Source organism: Bacillus sp. FSL W8-0629, assembly GCF_038593225.1.
GTDB classification, from domain to species: Bacteria; Bacillota; Bacilli; order Bacillales; family Bacillaceae; genus Bacillus; species Bacillus altitudinis.
Window position 1 is genome coordinate 1,726,007 of the sequence record NZ_CP151975.1, and the last position, 23,633, is coordinate 1,749,639.

A 23,633-nucleotide genomic window follows, 5' to 3' on the forward strand; every position below is an offset into this window, starting at 1 on the left:
CATCTAGACAGAAAAGGATGAGTTCATGACACACAAAATTAAAATTAATCATTGGGAACAAACTTGTGAAGATGACTCCTGTTTCGAATATGGAACAAGCGTTTCTGTAAACGGGAAAGAGTTAGTAAGAGAAGCCTCGATCGTCTCTGCGCTTGAAGCGGTGCTCAAAGAATTAGGTGTTGCAGTGGAAATAACAGAAGTGTCAGAAGATTTACAGTGCGATGCCTACAAAAAATAAAACAAAAAGTCTAGTCTACTAAGCGATTTTTTTTCGTGTTATGATAGATTTCGGTTTCAGTTGAATAGGGAGTAGGGCAGTCTATTTTTAGAACCTGCTCTGCTCTATTTATTTGAACGTACGAGTTCGGCTATGAATGTTCGGCCGGGTTGGTTGATTTTTTTCGTTTCGAGTATCTATATATTGTGTTTTGAAAAAACATAGTATACTATATATAGTGAATAACGAAATGATCAACAATACTAAAAACTAGGTCGTGATGGAATTGATTCAAATCGTATTTGATTCAAAAACAGGAAATGTTCAACGCTTTTTGGACAAGACCCCTTTTACAGACAAACGAAAATTGACTGGAGAAGAGTTTTTGGATACGCCGTTTATTCTCGTCACCTTTACGACAGGATTTGGACAAGTCCCTGGTACCACTCAGTCATTTTTAGAGAAAAATGCGCACCTTTTACTAGGTGTAGCGGTGAGTGGGAACAAAGTGTGGGGAGATAACTTTGCCAAAAGCGCCGATACGATTTCTAAACAATATCAAGTTCCTATTTTGCACACCTTTGAACTAAGCGGAACAAAAAGGGATGTTGAATTGTTTACACAGGAGGTAGAAAGAATTGTCACAAAATCAGGTTCCAAAGTGGATACAATTAAATAACGAGATTATGATTCAAAAAGAAGGAAAGTTTCAGTTCGACAAGGACAAAGAAGCTGTACATAGTTATTTCGTAGATTATATTAATCAAAACACGGTCTTCTTTCATAATCTAGAAGAGAAGATTGATTACTTAATAGAAAACGACTACTATGAGGAAGAATTTTTAAGACAATACAGCATGTCAGATATTAAAGAAGTATTTGAAGCTGCATATGCCAAGAAATTTAGATTCCCATCATTTATGAGTGCGTTTAAGTTTTACAATGACTATGCACTGAAAACAAATGACAAAAAGAAAATCCTTGAACGCTATGAAGACCGCATTTCAGTTGTGGCTCTTTTCTTTGCGGGCGGAGACAAAAAGAAAGCACTCGAGTTTGTGGAACTGATGATCAACCAAGAGTATCAGCCAAGTACACCAACATTCTTAAACGCAGGCCGTAAAAGACGTGGTGAGCTGGTGAGCTGCTTCTTGCTTGAAGTGAATGACTCATTAAACGATATCTCAAGAGCCATTGATATTTCCATGCAGCTGTCTAAATTAGGCGGCGGCGTCAGCTTGAACCTTTCAAAGCTTCGTGCGAAAGGTGAAGCAATCAAAGATGTTGAAAATGCGACCAAAGGTGTCGTAGGCGTCATGAAACTTCTTGATAATGCATTCCGATATGCAGATCAAATGGGACAAAGACAAGGTTCAGGCAGTGCCTACCTGAATATTTTCCACAGAGATATTAATGATTTCTTAGATACGAAAAAAATCTCTGCGGATGAAGATGTTCGTGTAAAAACACTTTCGATCGGTGTCGTCATCCCAGATAAATTTATCGAGCTTGCTAGAGAAGATAAAACAGCTTACACATTCTATCCTCATACAGTTTATAAAGCTTATGGACAGCATCTTGATGAGATGGATATGGAAGAAATGTATGACGAGCTTGTAGAAAACCCGAAAGTCAAAAAAGAAAAAGTCAATCCGAGAAAACTTCTTGAAAAATTAGCTGTTCTGCGCTCAGAATCAGGCTATCCATATATCATGTTCCAAGATAATGTGAATAGAGAGCACGCTCTGAACCATATTTCACGCGTGAAATTCTCAAACCTTTGCTCAGAAGTACTTCAAGCTTCAGAAGTCTCTTCTTACACGGACTATGATCAAGATGATGAGATCGGACTTGATATTTCTTGTAACCTTGGTTCTTTAAATATCATGAACGTGATGAAAAACAAATCCATTGAAAAAACAGTCAAGCTTGCAACGGACTCACTCACACTTGTGTCTGAAACAACAGATATCCGCAATGCACCAGCTGTTAGAAAAGCGAACAAAGCGATGAAGTCAATTGGACTTGGTGCGATGAACCTTCACGGGTATTTAGCTCAAAACCAAATCGCTTATGAAAGTGAAGAAGCAAGAGATTTTGCTAATACGTTCTTTATGATGGTGAACTATTACTCCATTAAGCGTTCAAGTGAGCTTGCAAAAGAAAAAGGGGAAACATTCCACCGTTATGAGGGCTCTGGTTATGCAACAGGTGAGTACTTCAATAAATACGTAGAAAATGATTTCACTCCAAAAACAGAAAAAGCAGCTGCGCTATTTGAAGGGATGCACATTCCAACAAAAGAAGACTGGGCAGCACTCAAAGATTTTGTAGCGGAAAATGGCATGTATCATAGCTATCGATTATGTATTGCGCCAACAGGTTCTATTTCGTATGTTCAATCGGCAACAGCGTCTGTGATGCCAATTATGGAACGTATCGAAGAAAGAACATACGGAAACAGCAAAACGTATTATCCAATGCCAGGACTTTCAGCACAAAACTGGTTCTTCTATAAAGAAGCATACGATATGGACATGTTTAAAGTGGTCGATATGATCGCAACCATTCAGCAGCACGTCGATCAAGGAATCAGCTTTACATTATTCCTAAAAGATACGATGACAACGCGTGACTTAAACCGCATCGATCTTTATGCACACCATAAAGGCATTAAGACACTTTATTATGCAAGAACGAAGGATACAGGGCAGGAAGGCTGTCTTTCTTGTGTTGTTTGATTAAAGGAGAGTTTAACGTGACAAAAATTTATGATGCAGCCAACTGGTCAAAACACGAAGACGATTTTACACAAATGTTTTACAACCAAAACGTCAAGCAATTCTGGCTTCCAGAAGAGATTTCCTTAAACGGGGATCTCTTAACGTGGAAATATTTAGGTGAAAAAGAGCAGGATACGTACATGAAGGTACTGGCTGGACTGACGTTACTTGATACAGAACAAGGAAATACAGGAATGCCGATAGTGGCTGAACATGTGGACGGTCATCAGCGTAAAGCCGTGTTAAACTTTATGGCCATGATGGAAAATGCCGTGCATGCAAAATCATACTCAAATATCTTCATGACACTTGCACCGACTGAAACGATTAGTGAAGTATTTGAATGGGTCAAGAAAAATAAATTCTTGCAAAAGAAAGCAGATATGATTGTAGGTCTGTACCGTTCCATTCAAAAGGATGACCCGATTTCATTATTTAAAGCAATGGTTGCTTCAGTGTATTTAGAAAGCTTCCTATTCTATAGCGGCTTTTACTACCCGCTATATTTCTATGGTCAAGGAAAGCTCATGCAAAGTGGTGAAATCATTAACTTGATTTTGCGCGATGAAGCGATTCACGGTGTGTATGTTGGATTATTAGCACAAGAAATTTACAACAAACAAACACCTGACGTGCAAAAAGAGCTTTATGATTTCTCTATCGATCTGCTTAATGAGCTTTATGAAAATGAACTTCATTACACTGAGGATATTTATGACCAAGTCAATTTATCGCATGATGTGAAAAAGTTCATTCGTTACAATGCCAATAAAGCGTTAATGAACCTTGGATTTGCCCCTTACTTTGAAGAAGAAGAGATCAACCCAATTGTATTGAACGGACTCAATACAAAAACAAAGTCACATGACTTCTTCTCAATGAAAGGGAACGGCTACAAAAAGGCAACAGTTGAGCCGTTAAAAGATGACGATTTCTTCTTTGGAGATGAATCATAAGAAAGCGCAAAAGTCAAAACGCATCACTCGTTTTGGCTTTTTGCCATTTCTAACAATGTGTTACATACTGGAGGTTACCGAACATGGGAAAAATGGACGAAATGATTTTAGTTGCACCGCGCGCACGCGTGTTCCAAAACGAAACACTTGCGTTTAATGGTGTGAATAGTGAAGAGAAAACAATCAGCACCATTATGAAAGAAATCGAAGAACACTTCGAGCAGATGCGAAGAGGCGATGCAGAAGAAAATCCTGACTTCAAACAGCCGATACCTTATGTCGTGATTAAGCGTGAGGACGAAGTGTATGTATATGAAAGACTTCAAGGCGGGGGAGAGACGCGCTTACATCATAAGTTATCTCTTGGCTTTGGGGGTCATATGAATTTCATTGAAGGAAAAAAATTTGCTGAGATTCTAAAAGAAAATACCGATCGTGAACTGGACGAGGAACTTTCGATTCAAGAAGAAGACAAACTTGAGATGAAAACCCTTGGACTCATTAATGATGATGACAACAGTGTCGGCCGTGTGCACATCGGACTGTTATCAGCTCTTGAATTATCGCCGGGTGCTCATGTAGAAGTAAAAGAAACAGATCAAATCTCAGGCAAATGGATGAAAGTAACAGATTTGAAAAAGCCTGAGTACTTCGATCGTCTTGAAACATGGTCTCAATTTGTCGTGAACATTTTAGCATAATTGGATAGACAACAAACCGGCTCTAAAGATGACTTGAGCCGGTTTGTTTTTTAGATTATTGAAAAACGAATGCGTCGTGACCGGCCTGCTTTAATCGAGCGACGAGGTCATCTGCATTTTGCTTTGAACGGAAAGCGCCAGCTTGGACTCGGTACATGCCGCTATCCAGTACGACCAGCGCTTCAAATCCTTTGGATCTGAGTGTAGCTGCTAGTTCATCCGCATTGGCTTTGACCTTGAAAGCCCCTGCTTGCACTTTATATAGGTTACTTGCTTTTTTTTTCAATTGAAGGGCTTTTTCTAATCCAGTGGCATGAGCACGAGCGATCCCTTGAAGGAAAGTAGCGTTACGGAGCTTATTTGCATCAGCTACCGTATCAATGAAACCGTTTTCAGTTAAAATGGCAGACATAGAAGTTTCCCGCAGAACGTGGAAGTTCGCCGTTTTCTTGCCGCGGTCGGCAAAATCAACGGAGCGGACAATCTCATCATGAAGGGCATTGCGATACGTGGTGGTTGGTGCTGAAACGCCAGGGTACACATAACTTTCAAAACCTGTGCCTCCGCCAGCATTAATATGAATAGACACGAAATAGTCAGCTCCCCAGCTGTTTGCCGCATTCGTACGCTGGGATAACGTGACGGATTGGTCAATTGAACGACTTAAGCGGACGGAAACCCCATCATATTCACTAATCAACATATCTCTCAGAAAAAGCGCAATTTGCAGTGTGATATTTTTCTCCAAAAGTCCATTAGCAGCAGCTCCAGAATCTGTTCCTCCGTGGCCAGGATCAATAAAAATTTTCACCATCTATTCATCACCTCGTCTTTATTTTATGAGGAAATAGAAAAATTGCCTGTACAAAATGCGGAAATCATTGAGACTCTTTTTTGCACAATTTGTGATGAAAAAGCGCCATTTTTCTAAGAAAAAACAAATTGTTGGTTTGTCCGCCCGAAATGGATGAATACAATGGAAATAGCACATCATTTCCTGGGAAACCGCACAATCCCCTACAATAACCGGTATCTCGGGTCATTTTGACAGTAAACCGATGCTAGTGCGGGCGATTGTCACGATTACAGCTCCACCCGAATAGATTAAAGAGAGAAGAGCGAGAGGTGAATACGTTGGAGCGAGCTGTCACATATAAAAATAACGGCCAAATCAACATTATACTTAATGGACAGAAGCAAGTATTGGTTGATGCAGATTCAGAGGCAGAATACCTAGAGGCCTTGCAAAAAAATGAGGCCAAACACAGCATCTTACGAGAAATAGAACGAGAAATGAACAGCCTTGTCGGGATGGATGAAATGAAACGAAACATAAAAGAAATTTATGCTTGGATTTTTGTCAATCAAAAAAGACAAGAACAAGGATTAAAGGTAGGAAAACAAGCGCTTCATATGATGTTTAAAGGAAATCCTGGCACAGGGAAAACAACGGTTGCACGGCTTGTCGGGAAGCTTTTCTTTGAAATGAATGTTCTTTCAAAGGGGCACTTAATTGAAGCAGAACGAGGAGATCTGGTTGGAGAGTACATTGGACATACAGCTCAAAAAACAAGAGATTTGATTAAAAAATCACTAGGCGGCATTTTGTTCATCGATGAAGCCTATTCTCTTGCCCGCGGAGGAGAGAAGGATTTCGGGAAAGAAGCCATTGATACCCTTGTAAAACACATGGAGGATAAGCAGCATGAATTCATCCTCATCTTAGCTGGATACTCCAAGGAAATGGATCATTTTCTTTCTCTAAATCCTGGTCTGCAATCGAGATTTCCGATCAATATCAACTTCCCTGATTATACGGTCGATCAGCTGATGGATATTGCAAAACGAATGATGGCCGATCGGGAATATGTCTTTACCCAAGAGGCAGAATGGAAACTGCGAGACTATTTAATGCACATCAAGAGCACAACGAGTCCTGCTAAATTCAGCAACGGCCGTTTTGTGCGAAACACCATTGAAAAAGCGATTCGAACTCAGGCGATGAGGCTGCTTCTTGTGGATCATTATGATAAAAAAGACTTACTTACGATTAAAAGCCATGATCTGCAAATGAAAGAGGATACGCCTTCTTGAAATGGCGTATCCTTTTTGTAAAGAGACAAGAAATTAAACCTTCCGAATGGTGGTATACGTGTGATGTGTTTGGTATGATGGTACTACTGAAACTTAAGTACAGAAAGGAAACAACTGACGTTGAATGAACATGAAATGATCGAAAAAGCGATCCTTGTCGGCTGTCAACTGCCGCATATAACGGATGAACGCTTTCAATATTCTATGGAAGAATTAGCTTCCTTAACCAAAACAGCTGGCGGTGAAGCTGTCAGCATCATGACGCAAAAAAGAAATAGACAAGACAGCGCGACTTACATCGGGAAAGGGAAAGTGGAAGAGCTTGAAGTGCTTTGCGACGAGTTAGACTGTGACGTTATTATTTTTAACGACGAGCTTTCGCCTAGCCAGTTAAAAGCTTTGGCGACTGCCTTAGATGTGAAAATCATTGACCGTACGCAATTGATTCTAGACATTTTTGCCAAAAGAGCCCGTACAAGAGAGGGGAAGCTGCAAATAGAGCTTGCCCAGCTTCAGTATGCCTTGCCAAGACTGAGTGGACAAGGGATCAGCCTTTCAAGACAAGGCGGCGGAATTGGCGCAAGAGGTCCAGGTGAAACAAAACTTGAAACAGACAGACGTCATATTCGAAACCGCATACACGAAATTCACGGACAACTGTCTGCAGTCAAAGAACATCGCACGAGATACCGGGAACGACGGAAGAAAAATGGCGTATTCCAAATCGCTATTGTCGGGTACACAAATGCCGGGAAATCTACATTGTTTAACCAGTTAACAGAAGCGGATAGCCATGAAGAAGATTTGCTGTTTGCCACACTTGACCCAATGACGCGTAAAATGACACTTGAATCTGGCTACAGTGTACTGATTTCCGATACAGTTGGTTTTATTCAAGACCTTCCAACCACACTGATTGCAGCATTTCGTTCCACTCTTGAAGAAGTAAAAGAAGCAGACTATTTGCTTCATGTGATCGATTCTTCGAATGAGGATTATGAAGGGCATGAACGAACGGTTCATAAGCTTTTAGAAGAATTAGAAGCTGACCGTATTCCGATGCTCACTGTCTATAACAAAAAAGACCAAATCCGGCCGGATTTTATCCCTTCCTCAAAGCAGCGCCACATTTTAATCAGTGCTAGGCGCGAGGAAGATGTGAAGCGGTTAAAAACGGATATCATGGCTGAACTGAAAAAAGATTTTTTAAAGCCATATCATGTAAGGATTCCGGCATATGAAGGGAAACTCATATCTGCCTTAAAGTCAGAAACCTTGGTGGAATCACTGGAATTTCAAAAGGAAGCAGAGCTTTATGACATCACTGGATTTAGTGGTGAGGAACAAACCGTATTAGGACAAATCAAGAAGTATATGTTGTAGGAAAGGAATTAAATCACGATGTTTCACACTTTAAAACATGGCACCATTTTAGAAAAAATAGCAGCAGAAGCAGAACAAGACATTTCACAAATACATCAGCAAATTGATCGAAAGAGCGAACGAAATGAGTGGCGGGTTCTTGAAAGCTACCGGAAACATAAAGTCAGTGACTCTCATTTTAACCCGACAACTGGTTATGGTTACGATGATATGGGAAGAGACACGTTAGAAAAGATCTATGCGGATGTATTTGGAGGGGAAAGCGGTCTTGTACGCCCGCAGATCATTTCTGGAACACATGCCATTTCCATCGCCTTATTTGGTGTGCTAAGACCTGGTGATGAATTGATCTACATGACGGGGAAACCTTACGATACCCTAGAAGAGATTGTCGGGATTCGCGGCAAAGAAGGGACAGGCTCATTAAAAGATTTTCAGATCGATTACAAAGCCATTGATTTGCGTCAAGATGGATCTGTCGATTTCGACAAAGTCAAAGAATCTATTTCCAAAAAAACAAAAGTCATCGGGATTCAGCGTTCTAAAGGCTATGCGTCAAGACCATCTTTTACAATAGAAGAAATTGAACAAATGATTTCATTTGTGAAAGACATCAATGAGGACATCATTGTGTTTGTTGACAACTGTTATGGTGAATTTACTGAATTACAAGAGCCGTGTCATGTGGGCGCAGACCTTATGGCAGGTTCTCTCATTAAAAACCCAGGCGGCGGCCTTGCCAAAACTGGCGGCTACATCGTTGGAAAAGAAAAATGGGTAGAAGCTTGCTCTTATCGAATGACATCTCCAGGCATCGGCAGTGAAGCGGGTGCATCGCTGTATGCGCTCCAGGAAATGTATCAAGGATTTTTCTTAGCACCGCATGTTGTTGCACAAAGTTTAAAAGGTGCCGTGTTTACAGCGCGTTTTCTTGAAAAACTCGGGTTCCAAACAAACCCGTCGTGGAATGCGAAAAGAACCGACTTGATTCAATCTGTAGAATTTGGAGACCCTAAAAAAATGATTGCATTTTGTCAGGCCATTCAATATGCATCACCGATTAACAGTCATGTCACACCTCATGCGAGCTATATGCCTGGATACGAGGACGATGTTATTATGGCAGCGGGCACATTTGTCCAAGGAGCCAGCATTGAATTATCAGCTGATGGTCCGATTAGACCGCCTTACACAGCCTATGTTCAGGGTGGTCTCACGTACGCCCATGTGAAAAATGCCATTTGCAGTGCTGTAGATGCCTTACTAGAGCAAGGTTTTATTGAAGTGCCTGCTCGATAAAAAAATCCATGTTAATATTCCTAACATTTCGTTGACACATAATATAACATGACATATAATAAATTTAAGCAAAGAGGAGGAGACAGTTGAGATGAGTGATAACATTCGCCGCTCAATGCCTTTATTCCCAATTGGGATTGTCATGCAGCTAACAGAATTATCTGCAAGACAAATTCGCTATTATGAGGAAAATGGTTTAGTATTTCCAGCGAGAAGTGATGGGAATCGCCGATTATTTTCTTTCCATGATGTTGATAAATTACTAGAAATCAAAAACCTCATCGAACAAGGTGTAAACATGGCAGGAATCAAAAAACTTTTTGCCAAAGCTGAGGCAGAAAATCCATCGTCTGAAACAAAGACAGAGGAGAAAACCACAGCGAAGCACAACTTGACAGATGATGAACTCAGGAAGCTACTGAAGAAGGAACTCATTCAGGCTGGACGTTTCCAACAAGGAACGACCTTTAGGCAGGGGGATATGTCAAGGTTCTTCCGTTAACCAATTAGCAAAAGCATTGCTATACACATTTTACCTTTTGTAGGGGAGGAGTTTTACGAAATGGCAAAGTACACAAGAGAAGATATCGTAAAATTAGTAAATGAGGAAAACGTAAAGTACATCCGTCTGCAATTTACAGACATTCTCGGAACAATTAAAAATGTTGAGATTCCTGTGAGCCAGTTAGAAAAAGCTCTCGATAACAAATGTATGTTTGATGGTTCATCTATTGAAGGGTTTGTACGTATTGAAGAATCAGATATGTACCTATATCCAGATCTAAACACGTTTGTTATTTTCCCTTGGACAGCAGAAAAAGGTAAAGTTGCACGCTTTATTTGTGACATTTATAAGCCAGACGGAACACCATTTGATGGAGACCCTCGTAACAACTTAAAGCGTATCTTAAAGGAAATGGAAGAACTAGGATTTAGTGATTTCAACCTTGGACCTGAGCCAGAATTCTTCTTATTTAAATTAGACGAAAAAGGCGAGCCAACGCTCGAACTAAACGATAAAGGTGGATACTTTGACCTTGCACCAACAGATTTAGGTGAAAACTGCCGCCGTGACATCGTGCTTGAGCTTGAAGAAATGGGCTTTGAAATTGAAGCTTCTCACCACGAAGTAGCACCTGGTCAGCATGAAATTGATTTCAAATATGCAGGCGCCATCCGTTCTTGTGATGACATTCAAACGTTCAAGCTTGTTGTGAAAACAATCGCTAGAAAGCACGGACTTCATGCGACATTCATGCCAAAACCATTGTTCGGTGTAAACGGATCTGGTATGCACTGTAACCTATCATTATTTAAAAATGGTAAAAACGCATTCTTTGATGAGAAAGCAGATTTACAATTAAGCGAGACGGCTAGACACTTTATCGCGGGTATTGTGAAGCACGCAACAAGCTTCACAGCGGTCACAAACCCAACAGTGAACTCTTACAAACGTCTTGTTCCTGGCTATGAAGCACCTTGCTACGTAGCATGGAGTGCACAAAACCGCAGCCCATTGATTCGTATTCCAGCATCACGCGGCATTAGCACACGTGTAGAAGTACGCAGTGTAGACCCATCTGCAAACCCATACCTTGCACTAAGTGTATTACTTGCAGCAGGTCTAGACGGAATCAAAAACAAACTAGACGCACCAGCGCCAATCGACAGAAACATCTATGTCATGGACAAAGAAGAGCGCCTTGAAAATGGCATCGCTGACTTACCTGCAACACTTGCAGAAGCACTTGAGCTGCTCAAGTCAAACGAAGTCATGATCAACGCACTAGGCGACCACTTATTCGAGCACTTCATCGAATCAAAAGAAATCGAATGGGATATGTTCCGCACCCAAGTACACCCATGGGAACGCGATCAGTATATGTCTCAGTATTAATAAAGAAAACCCCTTGGAGCCATTGGCTTCAGGGTGTTTTTTGAGGGTGTTTTTATTTTAATTAGTATATTTTTATAATCGAAAGAGCCACTTCTTATGCAGAAGTGGCTCTATGTTATTTATGACTAAAATAACTCAAGGTACTATGAATAATTAAGGTGATCACAGATGCAATCAGTAAAGATATACTGATTGCACCCAGTCCTAAACCTTCCCACTTTCCTACGAAAAAACTTATTAATAATAAGATAATACTGATGAGAATGAGAATCGATGGTATTCCATACTGTAAAGGTGCATTCTTTCTTTTAAAGATCAAAGAAACACCCAATATAACAATCGTAAGGATAACTGTTAGCAGCCAAAATGATGACATTTATTGACCTTCCTTCTTTTAAAAATATATGAAATTATTTTATTTCCTCATCCATTACTTTCTTATACTTTTCAAATTCAGCATCTTTCATTTCACCGTTCATTTGTAATAAAAAGTTTCCTTTTGAATAGGTGTGAGAGAAGAACATAGATCCAGCATTGCCTAACTCATCATAATAAGATTTCGCCTGCTGTAAATCAGTTTCATTTCCAAATTTAAAAATCCGTCCACCAGCATTTTCACCTAAGGAAGGAACGAGAATTCTTTTTCCTTCTTCTCTTATATTTCCAAACTCTTTTTGTTTAAGATCAGATGGTTTTTCTGCTTCAAGCCCAGCACTTTTAAAAGCTTCAATAATATTGGCTGTCGTGAGCTGTTTTTCATTTGATGCTGCGCTACTGCAAGCTGTTAGCATCATTAAACAAATAAAAATGAATATAGATAATTTCTTCATATTGGATCCTCCTGATTTTTAGGTGCAAAGGAAATTTTACATGAAGTACCTTCTTTTTACTATCGTTTCGACAAAAATAGACATTGTGAATGACTAAGTAACAAATATTCTTCTTTTATTTTGCCTAAATTGTTAAATATACTCAGCAAGATGGTATACTTATGTGCATATTTTACTAGGAGGCATCACCTTGAAATCATTTTGGGAAATAGACGAGGAAGGTTACTATACGTTAAAAAAGATCAACGAAGCAGAAATAGCTAAAGCTGAAAAGAAACTTGGTGTCACTTTGCCAGATACATATAAAAAGCTCATATTAGAGCAGAATGGTGGTTATACCATTCATAATGCTTTTCCAACCACTCACTCTAATTCATGGGCTGAGGATCATATTCGATTTAATCACCTGCTGGGAATTGCTGAAGATGAAGGAATTATGGAGAGTGCCTATTTGATAAAAGAGTGGGAGCTGCCAGAAGGGCTTGTTTTGATCAACGGGGATGGCCATACTTGGGTAGCGATGGATTATCGAAAAACGAAAGAGAATCCTACAATTCATTATTTTGATGTTGAGATGGAAGAAGACTTTAAGTTAGCAGATTCCTTTGATGAATTCATTGAGGGACTTTATACAGCTGAGTACAGTGTTGATGAGGAAGCAGCAGAGGGTGAATACGAAGAAGAAGAGGAGGAATATATAACTAAAGCAGAACTTGAAGCGATCTTAGAGAAAGAAGCAGCTAATCCAGCCGATATTCATCAAATTACTAAATATCCGTTACAAGATTTAGAAGAAGTAGAGTGGTTCTTTAAAAGAATAAAAAGTTACATTGAATCTGTTAAAGATGAAGACGTTCTTTTTGAAGTAGCTAGAAGCATTGAAACAATCCTTATATTAAGAGTATATACAATGCCAAGTAACGATATTATAAAAAAGACATTATTTGAAATTGTAGACATTTTTGAAAAAACTAAAATTCCTCAGATAACTGTAACAGCTGGAAATTTCGCTGTTAATATTGATTTTTTAGATTAAGGCAAAATTAGAGCATGTAGAGTATACTGTATAGGTTGAATTTTCAAAGAGTGAATGAGAACGGATGTTTAATTATCTGTTTTGATTTCATTATAATATAATTTAGATTGACCCCTTCATGAACCTGGCTGAAACTCAGTCAGGTCTTTTTATATCAATTTCAAAACAATATTTTGTGAATTTCTTTTTAAAAAATGAAGGTGGTCAATAAAAGAAATAAGTATCAAGTCCTTTCTGGCTACTCTCTCTTTTAACCAACTCTTATAATTGCATACCATTCAATTATTATCATATTTGCGGGATACCGAAAATTTCTATTATGAGCAGATTCACTTTACATATGTTGTAAAATGCGTGTTAGAATTATACTAGGGATTTGTTTAGAAGGGGGTAAAGGAATGTCAGGATTAATTGCCTCTCAGGAGGTAGGGAACATGTTAAACACTTGGAATCTTGCGATACAAAAAGGGGATTTATCGGCAGCTATAGAAATGCAAGATGACATAGACAGGGCAATTGATTTAATGGAAGAAAATCAAGATATTCTTTTGTACTATCAACTTTTGAGCTTTAGGCTTAAGCTGAAACTTCAGAATATTAGCAGAAATTTAGATAAGCCATTCTTTCAGCGGAATGCTCCAGACGAAAAAGAAGAAAAAACAAATAAACTCATGTCATATTACTTCTACTTTTATAATGGGATCTATCATGACTACTTGCAAGATTATGATAAGGCATTAAGTTACTTCAGAATAGCTGAAAAAAAGTTGGCTTATGTTGATGATGAAATAGAAAAAGCTGAATTTCATTATAAAATCGCAGTTCTATTTTATGATTTGAAAATGACCTTTTTATCAAAATATCATGCACAAATTGCGTGTGACACATTTAATGCGCATGAAACATATATCAAAAGACAGATTAACTGTAGGATGCTACATGCGTTAAACTTAATTGATCAATTTGAATATGATAAAGCAAGAGCTCTTTTTAGTGAAGCTGAGAATATGATCGAAAGTATTAATGACAATCATTTAATCATTCATCTATATTACAATATGGGTTTTCTAGAAAGCAAAAAAGAAAATTTAGAAGAAGCATCAGCACTATTTAGGCGCACGTTGAGTTATAAAGAGATCGAAAATCAAGATTTATTGAAGATGAGATGTTTATATGAACTTTCTAGAATAGAAATCTCCAGTAAAAGTAATGACGCGATTGAATGGATTGATCTAGGCATTTCTTTATCAGAACAAGTCAACCATAACGTTTTTCAAATAAAATTTAAATTGTTAAAAGAACTATTGTATGAAAAAAATCAATCTCAATTGAACAATATAAACAATCTGTGTTTAGAGCTTGAAGAGAAAAGAGTATGGGTTGATTTAGAGGAGATTCTGGTTGATGTGGCGAAATATTTAGAGGGGAGAGGCTTGCTGAAACAGTCATTAAATTACTATAAAAGAGCCTTACTCGCAAGCCAGTATGTAGGAAAAGGAGTGAATTAATTGAAGAAGTCGGTTTTTATTACATTTTCACTAGCTGTGGTAGCTCTAGGTACACTTTTCTTTACAAACGGTTTGACTCAACCTCTACATGAAGATGTCCAAACAGTTGCATCAAGAGGTAGCTCTGGAGGTTAATTGGTTAAAAAACGATAAAGTGGATTAAAGTGTCAGGCTCCTTATGGTATTCTGGTAAAAGAATATGCCATAAAGGAGTCTTTTTTATATGAAAATATTAGATGCTCCATTTGCTTTGATGGCAGCGTATAGAGATTCTAAAAAAATAAATGAATTTATTTGCTTTTTGAAGAGGGAAATTTCAGTGTCCGTTAGAGGAACTCTGGGTATTACCCAATTTCACTGTATATATTTATGCGAGAGCTGTATAAAGCATGGGATTCTGAAAAACCGAAAAAAATTTATGAAGAAAGAGAAGAAAACAATTTGAGGTAAAAACAAATATAGTACATACTTTCAATTTTGTTACTTAAATCCTAAATATGGCACTGACTGTAGAATGTTAAGACTGATTGTTTTATAATTTCACGGTAACATAACTTTCTCTGGATTGTAATTAAAAGTATAAAACGTAAGTGAATGTATATCGGGGGATTTGGATGATAAAAAAAGAAGTTTTTCAAATAGTTTTGTTTACAGTCCTTTTGGCAATTTTTCTTTATCAAGGTGTACAAAGAGATTTTCCTTTTGAATATCTGATTACATTAGTTACATGCTATGTTGCAGTGATAGTTTATAGAATTATAAAAGTAATGAAATATAAAAAGAAGCAAAGTACCGTTAAGTAGTTTGAGCTATTTTTGTTTGCGGTGTCCGCAATCACTATTGGGATCAGACGTTTGAGGTCATGGCTCTTTGGCATGTTGACATTAAGAATTATATAATGAACTAAAATTTAACTTCAGAGGTGCTTTTGAATGTCTATTCAAGTGGATGATGATGATGTTTTAGAGATGTGTAATATATATGCTCAAGAAACTCATCACAGAGAAGCATTGATTTTAGGAAACAGGAAGGGTCTATTGGAATTAAAAAATGCGATAGGTCAGGCTTTAAAAAACGGCAGTGCTGTTGCAAATTTATACCCATCTGATTTTGAAGGGTATGAAACTTGTATTGCTCTAGTGGATGATGAAAAGCAGTTTGAGAAATTAATTACTCCTTATGTAGAGGAATATACACAAGATGATGATGCGATTGATCCAATTGATATTATTAAAGAGTACGATTCCAAAAAAGAAAAACCCTTATAATAGGGTTTTTCTTTTTTTAGTGGAGTATAGTTTCACCTTTTTTAGCTTTGTGTTTACTTGGAGTAAGGGATGGAGAAAGTTCTTTCTTCACATGTAGGTGTGAAAATAAATGAATGGTAAACAGAATATAGCTTTGTATATGGAGATAGATAAGAGAAGAGTGAAGCCCTTCTCTTTATTAAGGATTCCTTATTAATTCCTATTGATAACAGCATCTCATTCAATGAGTATGTTCAAACCCTTCAAAATTGGTTAAAAAACGATAAAGTGGATTAAAGTGTCAGGCTCCTTATGGTATTCTAGTAAAAGAATATTCCATAAAAGGAGTCTTTTTTATATGAAAATATTAGATGCTCCATCTTTACTATCAGCTGTAGAACAGAGATCAAAGGCCTATCATGAGCTTCAAGAAGAAATGAAACTTGTGAAAAAAGCATTAAAAAGTGTGTCAGGGTTAGGTGATGAATTTACTGGAAAAGGTGCAGACAATATCAAATCTTTTTATGAGGACCTTGCGCTGTACACAGACGCTTATCTTGATTTTATCGATATGCAAAAGGCTTTTTTAGATGGAGTCAAAGGAAAGCTTGATGATGAATCATTAGGCGGGAGTACTTTTATTGATGAGCACTTTTTAGACACTCAATTGAAACAAGGGATTCAGAACAATAAAGATATGGTCAAAGAACAAAAAGAGGCACTTTCCACTATTTTTGATGATATTAGTGATTTAATTGAATTACATACATTTTCAAGTAAAGAGGTCAATGAACATTTAGACGATGCGAACAAAAAAAGAAAAGAGACCATTGAAGTTTTACATCAAATAGACAATGATTTAAAAACGGAATACGCAAAGTCAGAAGCGGTTGAGAACCACCTCAACACTTTTTATGCAAAGATGATGGCTGCTACTGGAAAAGGAAAGAATGCGCAGCCAATGTATTATGATGCAAAAGCATTTCATGAGACAGATGTGTACAAGAACCATGATAAAATCGATGCACAGGTGAAAGCCTATTTAAAGGTGAAAAAAGAAGAAAAAGAAAAACGAAGAATCAAAGAATTGAAAGAAAAACTCAATGATCCTTCGTGTCTATCAGAAGCGAAGTACTTTGAGATTGTAGATGAGATCGGTTATGAGAATCTCACATATGATCAAAAAATGTATTACAGCCAGCTTCTCCAAATCAAAGCACAGGAAGAAGCATCGGAGGTATTCGTTGATAGTGTAAAAGGTGCTGCAGTGGGTCTATATGATGTAGCAAAAGATACAGTAGTTGGTATCTACGATCTTGTGACAGATCCTGGAGGTGCCGTTGAATCGGTCGTAACGGCTGTTTCACATCCAATTGAAACATCGAAAGCGATTGGAAAATCGATTTCAGACTCATTCCAAAAAGAAGTCATAAATGGTGACGCGTATTCACGGTCACACTGGTTCGCCTATGCGACAGGTTCTCTTGCAGAAATTGTCTTTGGTTCTAAAGGGGCAGGAGCCATCACAAAAACAGGGACAACAGCTGCCAAAACAACAGTGAAGAAAGGCCTTGAACAAGGGGCAAAATCAATCGGTAACGTCACCATTCCGAATCTATTGCCATACTCACCAAAGTTTCAACTATCAGGTGGAGGGAAACTCCCTTATAACGTGTTTGACGGAGAAAATCTCAAAAATAAACTCATCTCCATGGCAAAGCGTCTAGACAACAACTCAGGATACGGTATCTCTCAGACAGGCAGAAGATTACCAGCACCCAAATCACCACCGACCGTTGTCAGTTACGGAGAGCACTATGTGCGCTGGAAACGCAAAAAGGTATTAAAACCGAATGTCGTTTATTCAACAAAGCAAGGTTACACCTACACAACAGATCACTATGGTCGCATTGTCAAAGTAGAAGCAAGTGATTTAAAATATGGAGAGATGAAAAGAAACCAATATGCTCAATCCAATTCAGGAAAGCCGGATCGATTACTGGATGATGATGGAGGGCATTTAATTGCATCTATTTTTAAAGGGTCTGGGGATATTGATAACCTACTTCCGATGAATTCCCAGATTAATCGTAGTGGCGGGAAATGGTATAACATGGAGCAGGAATGGTTGGCTGCACTCAAAGAGATTCCACCTAAACATGTAGAGGTAAGTATTGAGCCTATTTATCAAGGTGATTTGCTAAGACCTGATAGTTTTTTTGTGGAATATAAAGTAGGAAAAAGTTATGTTCAAGAATTTATCAAGAATCAACCTGGAGGTTAAAGATAATGGAATCAATAGAACACTATTATAAAAAGATAGCAGAATCAATTAATGAATTAATACCATATGATTGGGATAAAGTTTGGATGTATGCAGAAATCCTTGATGATTCGGCTGGAATTACATTTTGTTTCAACGAGACTAATAGTGAAGAGTATGTTTATGGACATGAAATTCCACTTAAATATAATGTAAGTAAGTCAACATACATTCATTCATTATACGAACTAAGTAAAACTTTTGAAGAATTGAAAAAAGCATATATACAAAATGATTTAGGTGCTTGGACAACAGCTACCCTACAATTAGATAAAACAGGGAAATTCTCGATTGATTATGGCTATGAAGATATTTTATCTATAGGGCTTTATGGTATCCAGAGAAGAGCCGTATGGGAGTATAAAACGTTCGGGTTTTTACCAGAAGATGAGAAAGATAAAGAAGCTGTGCTAGATTATTTGAAAAATAAAGAAGAAAATAGAAAATAGCAAATGACCCTCCAAATAAATGAAGGAGGGTTTTTGTAATATTAGTTTCATAAGAATTTCTCATTTTACTTATTTAAACCGATAAACCGTCACTTCACACTCACCAAGGACCTCTTCTATCATCTCTCGAACAACCGTCCAATCGCCACCTGCCAAGCCGCAGCCGATCCCATAAGGAATGGCGATAGAATGAAGGGGGTTCTCTTCATTTGGATTTGTCACTGTCTGTTTTAGATGTTCAAAGCAGCTGCGTAATGCGTCGTCATCTGTTTGTTTTGTTTTTCTTCCGTATCCAACTTGAGCGAATAAGTTGGCAATGGTTTTTCCGTCGTTTGTTGTGATGAGCTGGACGGAGCTTAATAAGTCATCTCCTTGTTCTGCACATAAACGTTTATAGTCTTTATACACATTTGGGTATTTGCTTTTGATTTGCTTTGCTTTGCTAATCCTGCTCCCATGACACCCTTACAATTCACTTGGTGACAGATGATATCTTCTTCTGCGTCTAAGATATTGCCTTCTACCGTTTTGATCATTTCAAGTCATCCCTTTTCAATAAAATGCAAACTTATGTTCTATTATATCAGTTTTGATGACATTATTTCATTACAAAAAGCGCTTGGAGTTTGAAAAATGGATACGTCCATGCGATCAAATGATCAAAAACAGTCCATGACATCTAAAATAGTGAAAGATAAAGAAGAAATAGTAAGGAGACCCTTATGGATAAAATAGAAACAAAACGGTTAATTCTTAGACCATTTCGCGATGAAGATGCACCTGGAATGCTTGCATACTTATCTCATCCAAGAGTAAATTGTTTTCTGGATGATCAAATCTCTACATTAGAAGAAGCGGTCGCTAAGGTGCAAAAAAGAAAAGCAGATCACTCTTATATGGCGATTTGTTTAAAAGAAAGTCAGTTGATTATCGGTGAACTGTTTCATTTAAAAGATGAGCCTGACACGTATTCAATTGGCTGGAATTTTCATGCGTTATATGAAGGGAAGGGATATGCCCGTGAAAGTGCAGAAGCTCTCTTGTCATATCTATTTGTCAATCAAGGAGCAAGGCGCTTATATGCATATGTAGAAGATGACAATGATCGATCTCAAACATTATGTGAGCGTTTAGGCATGAGGAAAGAAGGCCTCTTTCTTGAGTTTGTTTCATTTACTACAAATGAGGATGGCACCCCTAAATATGAAAACACCTATCAATATGCTTTGCTGAAAAAAGAATGGGAGCAGTTTCATTCTAAATAGTGCTTTGTTTCTTTGTATCCGGATGACAACGAAGTGACAAAAATGTGAGATGATCCCTTTATTTTGTTCGCTCGATCGATGTCACGGGCTTCTTTTTTCATTTATCCTTTTCCTAAACGAAGCAAAAGGAATGAAATGAGATGCAGGAGTTTAATGAACGGGTATTTCGGTCGATTAATCAACTTAGTATGAATCACGATGTCTTAAATCCAGTTCTTATTGGATTGGCTGAATATTCAGTGATGTTCATTGCGATCATGTTTTTGATCATGTGGTTTCAAAATCGGAGCAGAAGAAACAGATGGATGATGATATCTGCTGGGTTGACCTTTATCTTGGCAGAGATGTTAGGGAAAGTCGCTGGGCTCTTTTATTCCAATCAACAGCCCTTTGCAGAATTGAATCAAGTCAATCTTTTAATCGAAAAGGAAGTGAACAACTCTTTTCCGAGTGATCACACCATTTTTATTTTTTCCATTTGTATAGTCTTTTGGCTTTTCCACAAGCGTCGTATTTATTGGCTTTTCATTGCCTGCGCTGTAGGCTTTTCAAGGATTTGGGTAGGTGTTCATTATCCATTTGATGTGTTGGTAGGTGCTATGATCGCCTGTTTAACGGCGGTAACCGTTGTTTATTTGCCGCTATTCCAAAAGGGCGTTAGCCTGCTTCTGTCGTGCTATGAATGGGTGGAGCAGAAATGGGCAGGAGAGAGAACCAAATAGAATGTAAATCCCACGAAAAAACACCCCAATCTGTTATGACATCAGATCGGGGTGTTTATTACTTTCGCCAAAATGTAGTACAATCTGCTTTGTCTTCAATGTTAAATTCGATGATTTTTTTTAGCAGAGGATAGTCAATCGGTAAGCTTTCCTTCATCCGAAACATCTTTTTTCCATGGTCATAACCAGCTTGTACAATATCTGCTGAAAAGTGATCAATCCCTTTTCCTTCTGGTGCGACAGAAATGTGGTGTTTTGCGACGCTAAATCCGATAATAAATGTGCCATGATCTGTGAACATGGGCTGATTCCAAGCAATTCTTGGCTCTAATTGAGGGAATGTGTCTGAAATCCATTGTAAGATGTCTTGCATGCGCTGTTTCAGCTCTGGATGACCGATATTGCTTACATATTCTTCAAAAACCTGCATTGTTTTCACCCTCCATATTCATCAAGCCTCAGACGGGATTCGAACCCGCACTCCTTTCGTAAGCATAGGCTAGGGGGCAACACGCTTCCCTACGGAATTTCACCGACAGGAGTTTCACCTGTCTCAGCTCATTTGCTTTTCGGTGCTTCTGAAACCCTTGCCTTGCGACCCGCTAGCTACAATTGTTTTACGGCGCTCTTCCCTTCTAGAGCTACTGAGGCACGGAAAGTTCTTGTTCATATTATATAGAGAAACTTGAAAAATGAAAAGCTATGCTCATCATCTAATCCAATCGCACAAAATAGTCAAAGGCACATATGATAAAAGACCATATAGTTATGTATACAGCATGGAATTGGGCTGATTGTAAGTGACAAACCTGTTGATGAGTAAACTAAAAGAGATAAACAATCAAACAAAATTAGAAGGCTTTACTCACAAACGTTCGATGAGTTCTCCCTTTTTGCTCACCATGGAAGATGGGGAACCTTTTTACTCATGGGTGTTTTTTGAAAGAAGTGTGTTTAAGACTTGCTATTTTTCTTTGAGTTCTATCAATGAAAAGCAGAATTGTGTGGTGTTGGAACTTCTTGTACCGTGTTGCAATAGATCAACATGCTGTCAAAAAGTTTTGTATCGATCCAGTTCGAAAATTCTTGTAGATCTTTCTTTTTTATGTGGAATCATTGAAGTAGAGCTTCCTGTATATGATGCGCTTATTTTAAAAAACATAGAATCTCACCACATCTTTCTTTGTTTTTCCACAACGCCCAGTTCGGTGGAAGTATGGCGGAATGGAACAAAATTTCTCAATACGGCAACTGTTGTGTTGCATCATCAAGATCATCAGGATGTACCAGTCGCAATTAGGATTCACACTGGTACATTTTGTTATGATCTTCTTGTCCAAAAAGGAGAAAGTCGTGCGATTACTGTGAAAGATGTGAAATTTATCTTGAAATCTCCATCAACTGAAAATGTGCAAGCACGATTAGACATGCAAATCAACATGGTGCAAAGAAGAAAAATAAAGCTTTGAAGCTGTGATAATCGCACAATCATCCAATATCAATGGATCATAGTCTATCAAGACTAGGTTGAAGGAGGGTTAAAATGGCTATTTTAGGCGGATGTAGTAATGAACAAGCGGGCTTTGTAAATGATGCAGTATGCTTCACACTTGATTTAGCAGCAGCAGCTGATGCAGTTGTCGTCTGGACAGATGGAACACCTTATGTCATAAACGGAACCATCATGGTGGAAAACAATGGGATTGTGGCTGTAGCACCTACTGTGGCTTTAGAGGTAAACGGTACAGCTGTTCCTGATTTCACGGTACCTCCAGGAGAGAGTCGATCCATTACGCTCAGTGATCTGAACTCGATTGGGATTTTAGCTACTGGTGGAACCTCGACTGGAAGTATTGTCGTTTCGTTTTCTCTCAATTATCAGTATTAGTGTGTATGTCTTGAAGATTCCACAGTTTGAAAGTAGTGAGAGACATGTGCGCCCAACTTAATATGTGTGGAGGAATAACCGGCCCGACTGGAGCCACAGGTCCAACGGGAGTAACTGGCGCAACAGGGACAACTGGAGCCACGGGTTCAACAGGAGTAACTGGCCCAACTGGAGCCACAGGTCCAACCGGTGCAACGGGCACAACTGGAGTCACAGGTCCAACCGGTGCAACGGGTCCAACTGGAGCCACAGGTCCAACGGGAGTAACTGGCGCAACAGGGACAACTGGAGCCACGGGTTCAACAGGAGTAACCGGCGCAACCGGCTCGACGGGTCCAACGGGAGCCACAGGTTCAACAGGAGTAACCGGTGCAACTGGAGCCACGGGTTCAACAGGAGTAACCGGCGCAACCGGCTCGACGGGTCCAACGGGAGCCACAGGTTCAACAGGAGTAACTGGCCCAACGGGAGCCACAGGCACAACTGGTGCCACAGGTTCAACAGGAGTAACCGGTGCAACTGGAGCCACAGGTCCAACGGGAGTAACTGGCTCAACCGGAGCAACAGGTGACACAGGTCCAACCGGTACTAGTTTAACAACTAACTCGATGTACGCATCCAATACGTCGGGAAGTACGGTGCTGGTTGTTTTAGGCGGAACGGCAGTGACGCTGCCTAATAACCAAAGTTTAGATGGATTTACCGTAAGTGGTGGTAATACGGTGTTTACTGTACCTGTTTCAGGGCGGTATTTTATCACGTATCAAGTAAATACAAGCGCTGCACTTCTGGCAGGAACAAGGGTGATTAACAACGGAACACCCATAGCAGGGTCTATTTTAACACCTGCTTTATCTACATCTACCTACAATGTATCTCTCATTACAACACTTGCAGCAGGGAATCAAATTTCTCTTCAAATATTCGGTTTAGTCGCAACCGTAGTATTACTTGGCGGGGGATCTGTTGGAGCGGCATTAACCATTATCAGATTGGAATAAATCCAAAAAGCCCAATAAGGGCTTTTTTTCAATT

At 38.8% G+C, this 23,633-nt stretch carries 25 protein-coding genes and 1 pseudogene; 21 read left to right on the forward strand and 5 right to left on the reverse strand.

The window, feature by feature from the left end; all coding sequences use genetic code 11:
* The first annotated feature begins 25 nt into the window (after nt 1-25).
* The 5 genes from NSQ17_RS08760 (at nt 26) to NSQ17_RS08780 (ending at nt 4,657) form a co-directional block, all read left to right on the forward strand.
* The gene (locus tag NSQ17_RS08760) at nt 26-238 is read left to right on the forward strand and encodes a hypothetical protein (protein ID WP_045035119.1); all 213 of its coding nucleotides are present in this window, start codon (nt 26-28) and stop codon (nt 236-238) included.
* Between the two features lie 265 nt (nt 239-503).
* Nucleotides 504-896, forward strand: coding sequence for a class Ib ribonucleoside-diphosphate reductase assembly flavoprotein NrdI (gene nrdI, locus NSQ17_RS08765; protein WP_017359034.1), 393 nt, complete (start codon nt 504-506; stop codon nt 894-896).
* Nucleotides 856-2,958: a class 1b ribonucleoside-diphosphate reductase subunit alpha gene (nrdE, locus tag NSQ17_RS08770; RefSeq protein WP_017359033.1), complete on the forward strand. Its 2,103-nt coding sequence runs from the start codon at nt 856-858 to the stop codon at nt 2,956-2,958. Before nrdI ends, nrdE begins: the two co-directional genes overlap by 41 nt.
* Before the next feature lie 17 nt (nt 2,959-2,975).
* A complete protein-coding gene (gene nrdF, locus NSQ17_RS08775; RefSeq protein WP_024720404.1) occupies nt 2,976-3,956 on the forward strand; it encodes a class 1b ribonucleoside-diphosphate reductase subunit beta in 981 nt (326 codons plus the stop codon).
* Nucleotides 3,957-4,039: 83 nt separating this feature from the next.
* Nucleotides 4,040-4,657 carry a hypothetical protein gene (locus NSQ17_RS08780; protein WP_007499431.1) on the forward strand — a complete coding sequence of 206 codons (618 nt, stop codon included), beginning with the start codon at nt 4,040-4,042 and terminating at the stop codon, nt 4,655-4,657.
* A gap of 55 nt (nt 4,658-4,712) precedes the next feature.
* Here the strand turns inward: NSQ17_RS08780 and NSQ17_RS08785 are convergent, their stop codons facing one another.
* Entirely contained in the window at nt 4,713-5,471 is a 759-nt protein-coding gene (locus NSQ17_RS08785) for an N-acetylmuramoyl-L-alanine amidase (protein ID WP_008344009.1), read from the reverse strand.
* 320 nt (nt 5,472-5,791) lie between these two features.
* On the opposite strand from NSQ17_RS08785, the gene spoVK reads away from it, so the two are divergent.
* The 5 genes from spoVK to glnA all read left to right on the forward strand — a co-directional run bounded on the left by spoVK (nt 5,792) and on the right by glnA (nt 11,330).
* A complete protein-coding gene (gene spoVK / locus NSQ17_RS08790) occupies nt 5,792-6,751 on the forward strand; it encodes a stage V sporulation protein K (protein WP_008344008.1) in 960 nt (319 codons plus the stop codon).
* Nucleotides 6,752-6,871: 120 nt separating this feature from the next.
* Nucleotides 6,872-8,134 (forward strand): GTPase HflX, encoded by a 1,263-nt coding sequence (gene hflX / locus NSQ17_RS08795; RefSeq protein ID WP_342468030.1) that lies wholly within the window; start codon nt 6,872-6,874, stop codon nt 8,132-8,134.
* An 18-nt stretch (nt 8,135-8,152) separates the two neighbouring features.
* Nucleotides 8,153-9,433 carry an aminotransferase class I/II-fold pyridoxal phosphate-dependent enzyme gene (locus NSQ17_RS08800; RefSeq protein ID WP_342468031.1) on the forward strand — a complete coding sequence of 427 codons (1,281 nt, stop codon included), beginning with the start codon at nt 8,153-8,155 and terminating at the stop codon, nt 9,431-9,433.
* 91 nt (nt 9,434-9,524) lie between these two features.
* Nucleotides 9,525-9,935, forward strand: coding sequence for a MerR family transcriptional regulator (locus NSQ17_RS08805; RefSeq protein ID WP_007499423.1), 411 nt, complete (start codon nt 9,525-9,527; stop codon nt 9,933-9,935).
* A 60-nt stretch (nt 9,936-9,995) separates the two neighbouring features.
* Nucleotides 9,996-11,330: a type I glutamate--ammonia ligase gene (gene glnA, locus NSQ17_RS08810; RefSeq protein ID WP_007499421.1), complete on the forward strand. Its 1,335-nt coding sequence runs from the start codon at nt 9,996-9,998 to the stop codon at nt 11,328-11,330.
* 115 nt (nt 11,331-11,445) lie between these two features.
* On the opposite strand, the gene NSQ17_RS08815 is transcribed toward glnA, so the two are convergent.
* Nucleotides 11,446-11,706, reverse strand: coding sequence for a YesK family protein (locus tag NSQ17_RS08815; RefSeq protein ID WP_268355797.1), 261 nt, complete (start codon nt 11,704-11,706; stop codon nt 11,446-11,448).
* A 34-nt stretch (nt 11,707-11,740) separates the two neighbouring features.
* Complete coding sequence (locus NSQ17_RS08820; protein ID WP_024720408.1) at nt 11,741-12,160, reverse strand: hypothetical protein; 420 nt, start codon at nt 12,158-12,160, stop codon at nt 11,741-11,743.
* A gap of 190 nt (nt 12,161-12,350) precedes the next feature.
* Here NSQ17_RS08820 and NSQ17_RS08825 point away from each other — a divergent pair, with 190 nt between their 5' ends.
* From NSQ17_RS08825 to NSQ17_RS08850, 6 genes are all read left to right on the forward strand, one after another.
* On the forward strand, nt 12,351-13,196 hold the full coding sequence (locus NSQ17_RS08825; protein ID WP_144678753.1) for an SMI1/KNR4 family protein: 846 nt from the start codon (nt 12,351-12,353) through the stop codon (nt 13,194-13,196).
* 398 nt (nt 13,197-13,594) lie between these two features.
* The gene (locus tag NSQ17_RS08830) at nt 13,595-14,704 is read left to right on the forward strand and encodes a RapH N-terminal domain-containing protein (protein WP_039166523.1); all 1,110 of its coding nucleotides are present in this window, start codon (nt 13,595-13,597) and stop codon (nt 14,702-14,704) included.
* A gap of 223 nt (nt 14,705-14,927) precedes the next feature.
* Nucleotides 14,928-15,149 carry a hypothetical protein gene (locus NSQ17_RS08835; protein WP_259254330.1) on the forward strand — a complete coding sequence of 74 codons (222 nt, stop codon included), beginning with the start codon at nt 14,928-14,930 and terminating at the stop codon, nt 15,147-15,149.
* 487 nt (nt 15,150-15,636) lie between these two features.
* Nucleotides 15,637-15,972: a hypothetical protein gene (locus NSQ17_RS08840; RefSeq protein WP_072367230.1), complete on the forward strand. Its 336-nt coding sequence runs from the start codon at nt 15,637-15,639 to the stop codon at nt 15,970-15,972.
* A gap of 337 nt (nt 15,973-16,309) precedes the next feature.
* Complete coding sequence (locus NSQ17_RS08845; protein WP_342468032.1) at nt 16,310-18,235, forward strand: T7SS effector LXG polymorphic toxin; 1,926 nt, start codon at nt 16,310-16,312, stop codon at nt 18,233-18,235.
* A gap of 5 nt (nt 18,236-18,240) precedes the next feature.
* Nucleotides 18,241-18,723 (forward strand): TIGR01741 family protein, encoded by a 483-nt coding sequence (locus NSQ17_RS08850; RefSeq protein ID WP_342468033.1) that lies wholly within the window; start codon nt 18,241-18,243, stop codon nt 18,721-18,723.
* A 69-nt stretch (nt 18,724-18,792) separates the two neighbouring features.
* Here the strand turns inward: NSQ17_RS08850 and NSQ17_RS08855 are convergent.
* Nucleotides 18,793-19,259: pseudogene (locus NSQ17_RS08855) on the reverse strand (macro domain-containing protein).
* Nucleotides 19,260-19,445: 186 nt separating this feature from the next.
* Between NSQ17_RS08855 and NSQ17_RS08860 the strand changes: the two are divergent.
* Together NSQ17_RS08860 and NSQ17_RS08865 are read left to right on the forward strand one after the other, a co-directional pair.
* Nucleotides 19,446-19,988 carry a GNAT family N-acetyltransferase gene (locus NSQ17_RS08860; protein WP_058337299.1) on the forward strand — a complete coding sequence of 181 codons (543 nt, stop codon included), beginning with the start codon at nt 19,446-19,448 and terminating at the stop codon, nt 19,986-19,988.
* Between the two features lie 140 nt (nt 19,989-20,128).
* Nucleotides 20,129-20,710 carry an undecaprenyl-diphosphatase gene (locus NSQ17_RS08865; RefSeq protein ID WP_047946250.1) on the forward strand — a complete coding sequence of 194 codons (582 nt, stop codon included), beginning with the start codon at nt 20,129-20,131 and terminating at the stop codon, nt 20,708-20,710.
* Between the two features lie 58 nt (nt 20,711-20,768).
* On the opposite strand, the gene NSQ17_RS08870 is transcribed toward NSQ17_RS08865, so the two are convergent.
* Nucleotides 20,769-21,140, reverse strand: a complete 372-nt coding sequence (locus tag NSQ17_RS08870) for an iron chaperone (protein ID WP_017357912.1) — start codon at nt 21,138-21,140, stop codon at nt 20,769-20,771.
* 385 nt (nt 21,141-21,525) lie between these two features.
* Here NSQ17_RS08870 and NSQ17_RS08875 point away from each other — a divergent pair, with 385 nt between their 5' ends.
* The 3 genes from NSQ17_RS08875 to NSQ17_RS08885 all read left to right on the forward strand — a co-directional run bounded on the left by NSQ17_RS08875 (nt 21,526) and on the right by NSQ17_RS08885 (nt 23,599).
* Nucleotides 21,526-22,179 (forward strand): CotZ-related putative spore coat protein, encoded by a 654-nt coding sequence (locus NSQ17_RS08875; RefSeq protein ID WP_024720419.1) that lies wholly within the window; start codon nt 21,526-21,528, stop codon nt 22,177-22,179.
* Between the two features lie 74 nt (nt 22,180-22,253).
* The gene (locus NSQ17_RS08880; protein WP_008343952.1) at nt 22,254-22,598 is read left to right on the forward strand and encodes an S-Ena type endospore appendage; all 345 of its coding nucleotides are present in this window, start codon (nt 22,254-22,256) and stop codon (nt 22,596-22,598) included.
* 44 nt (nt 22,599-22,642) lie between these two features.
* Nucleotides 22,643-23,599 carry a collagen-like protein gene (locus tag NSQ17_RS08885; RefSeq protein ID WP_342468034.1) on the forward strand — a complete coding sequence of 319 codons (957 nt, stop codon included), beginning with the start codon at nt 22,643-22,645 and terminating at the stop codon, nt 23,597-23,599.
* Nucleotides 23,600-23,633: the final 34 nt, after the last annotated feature.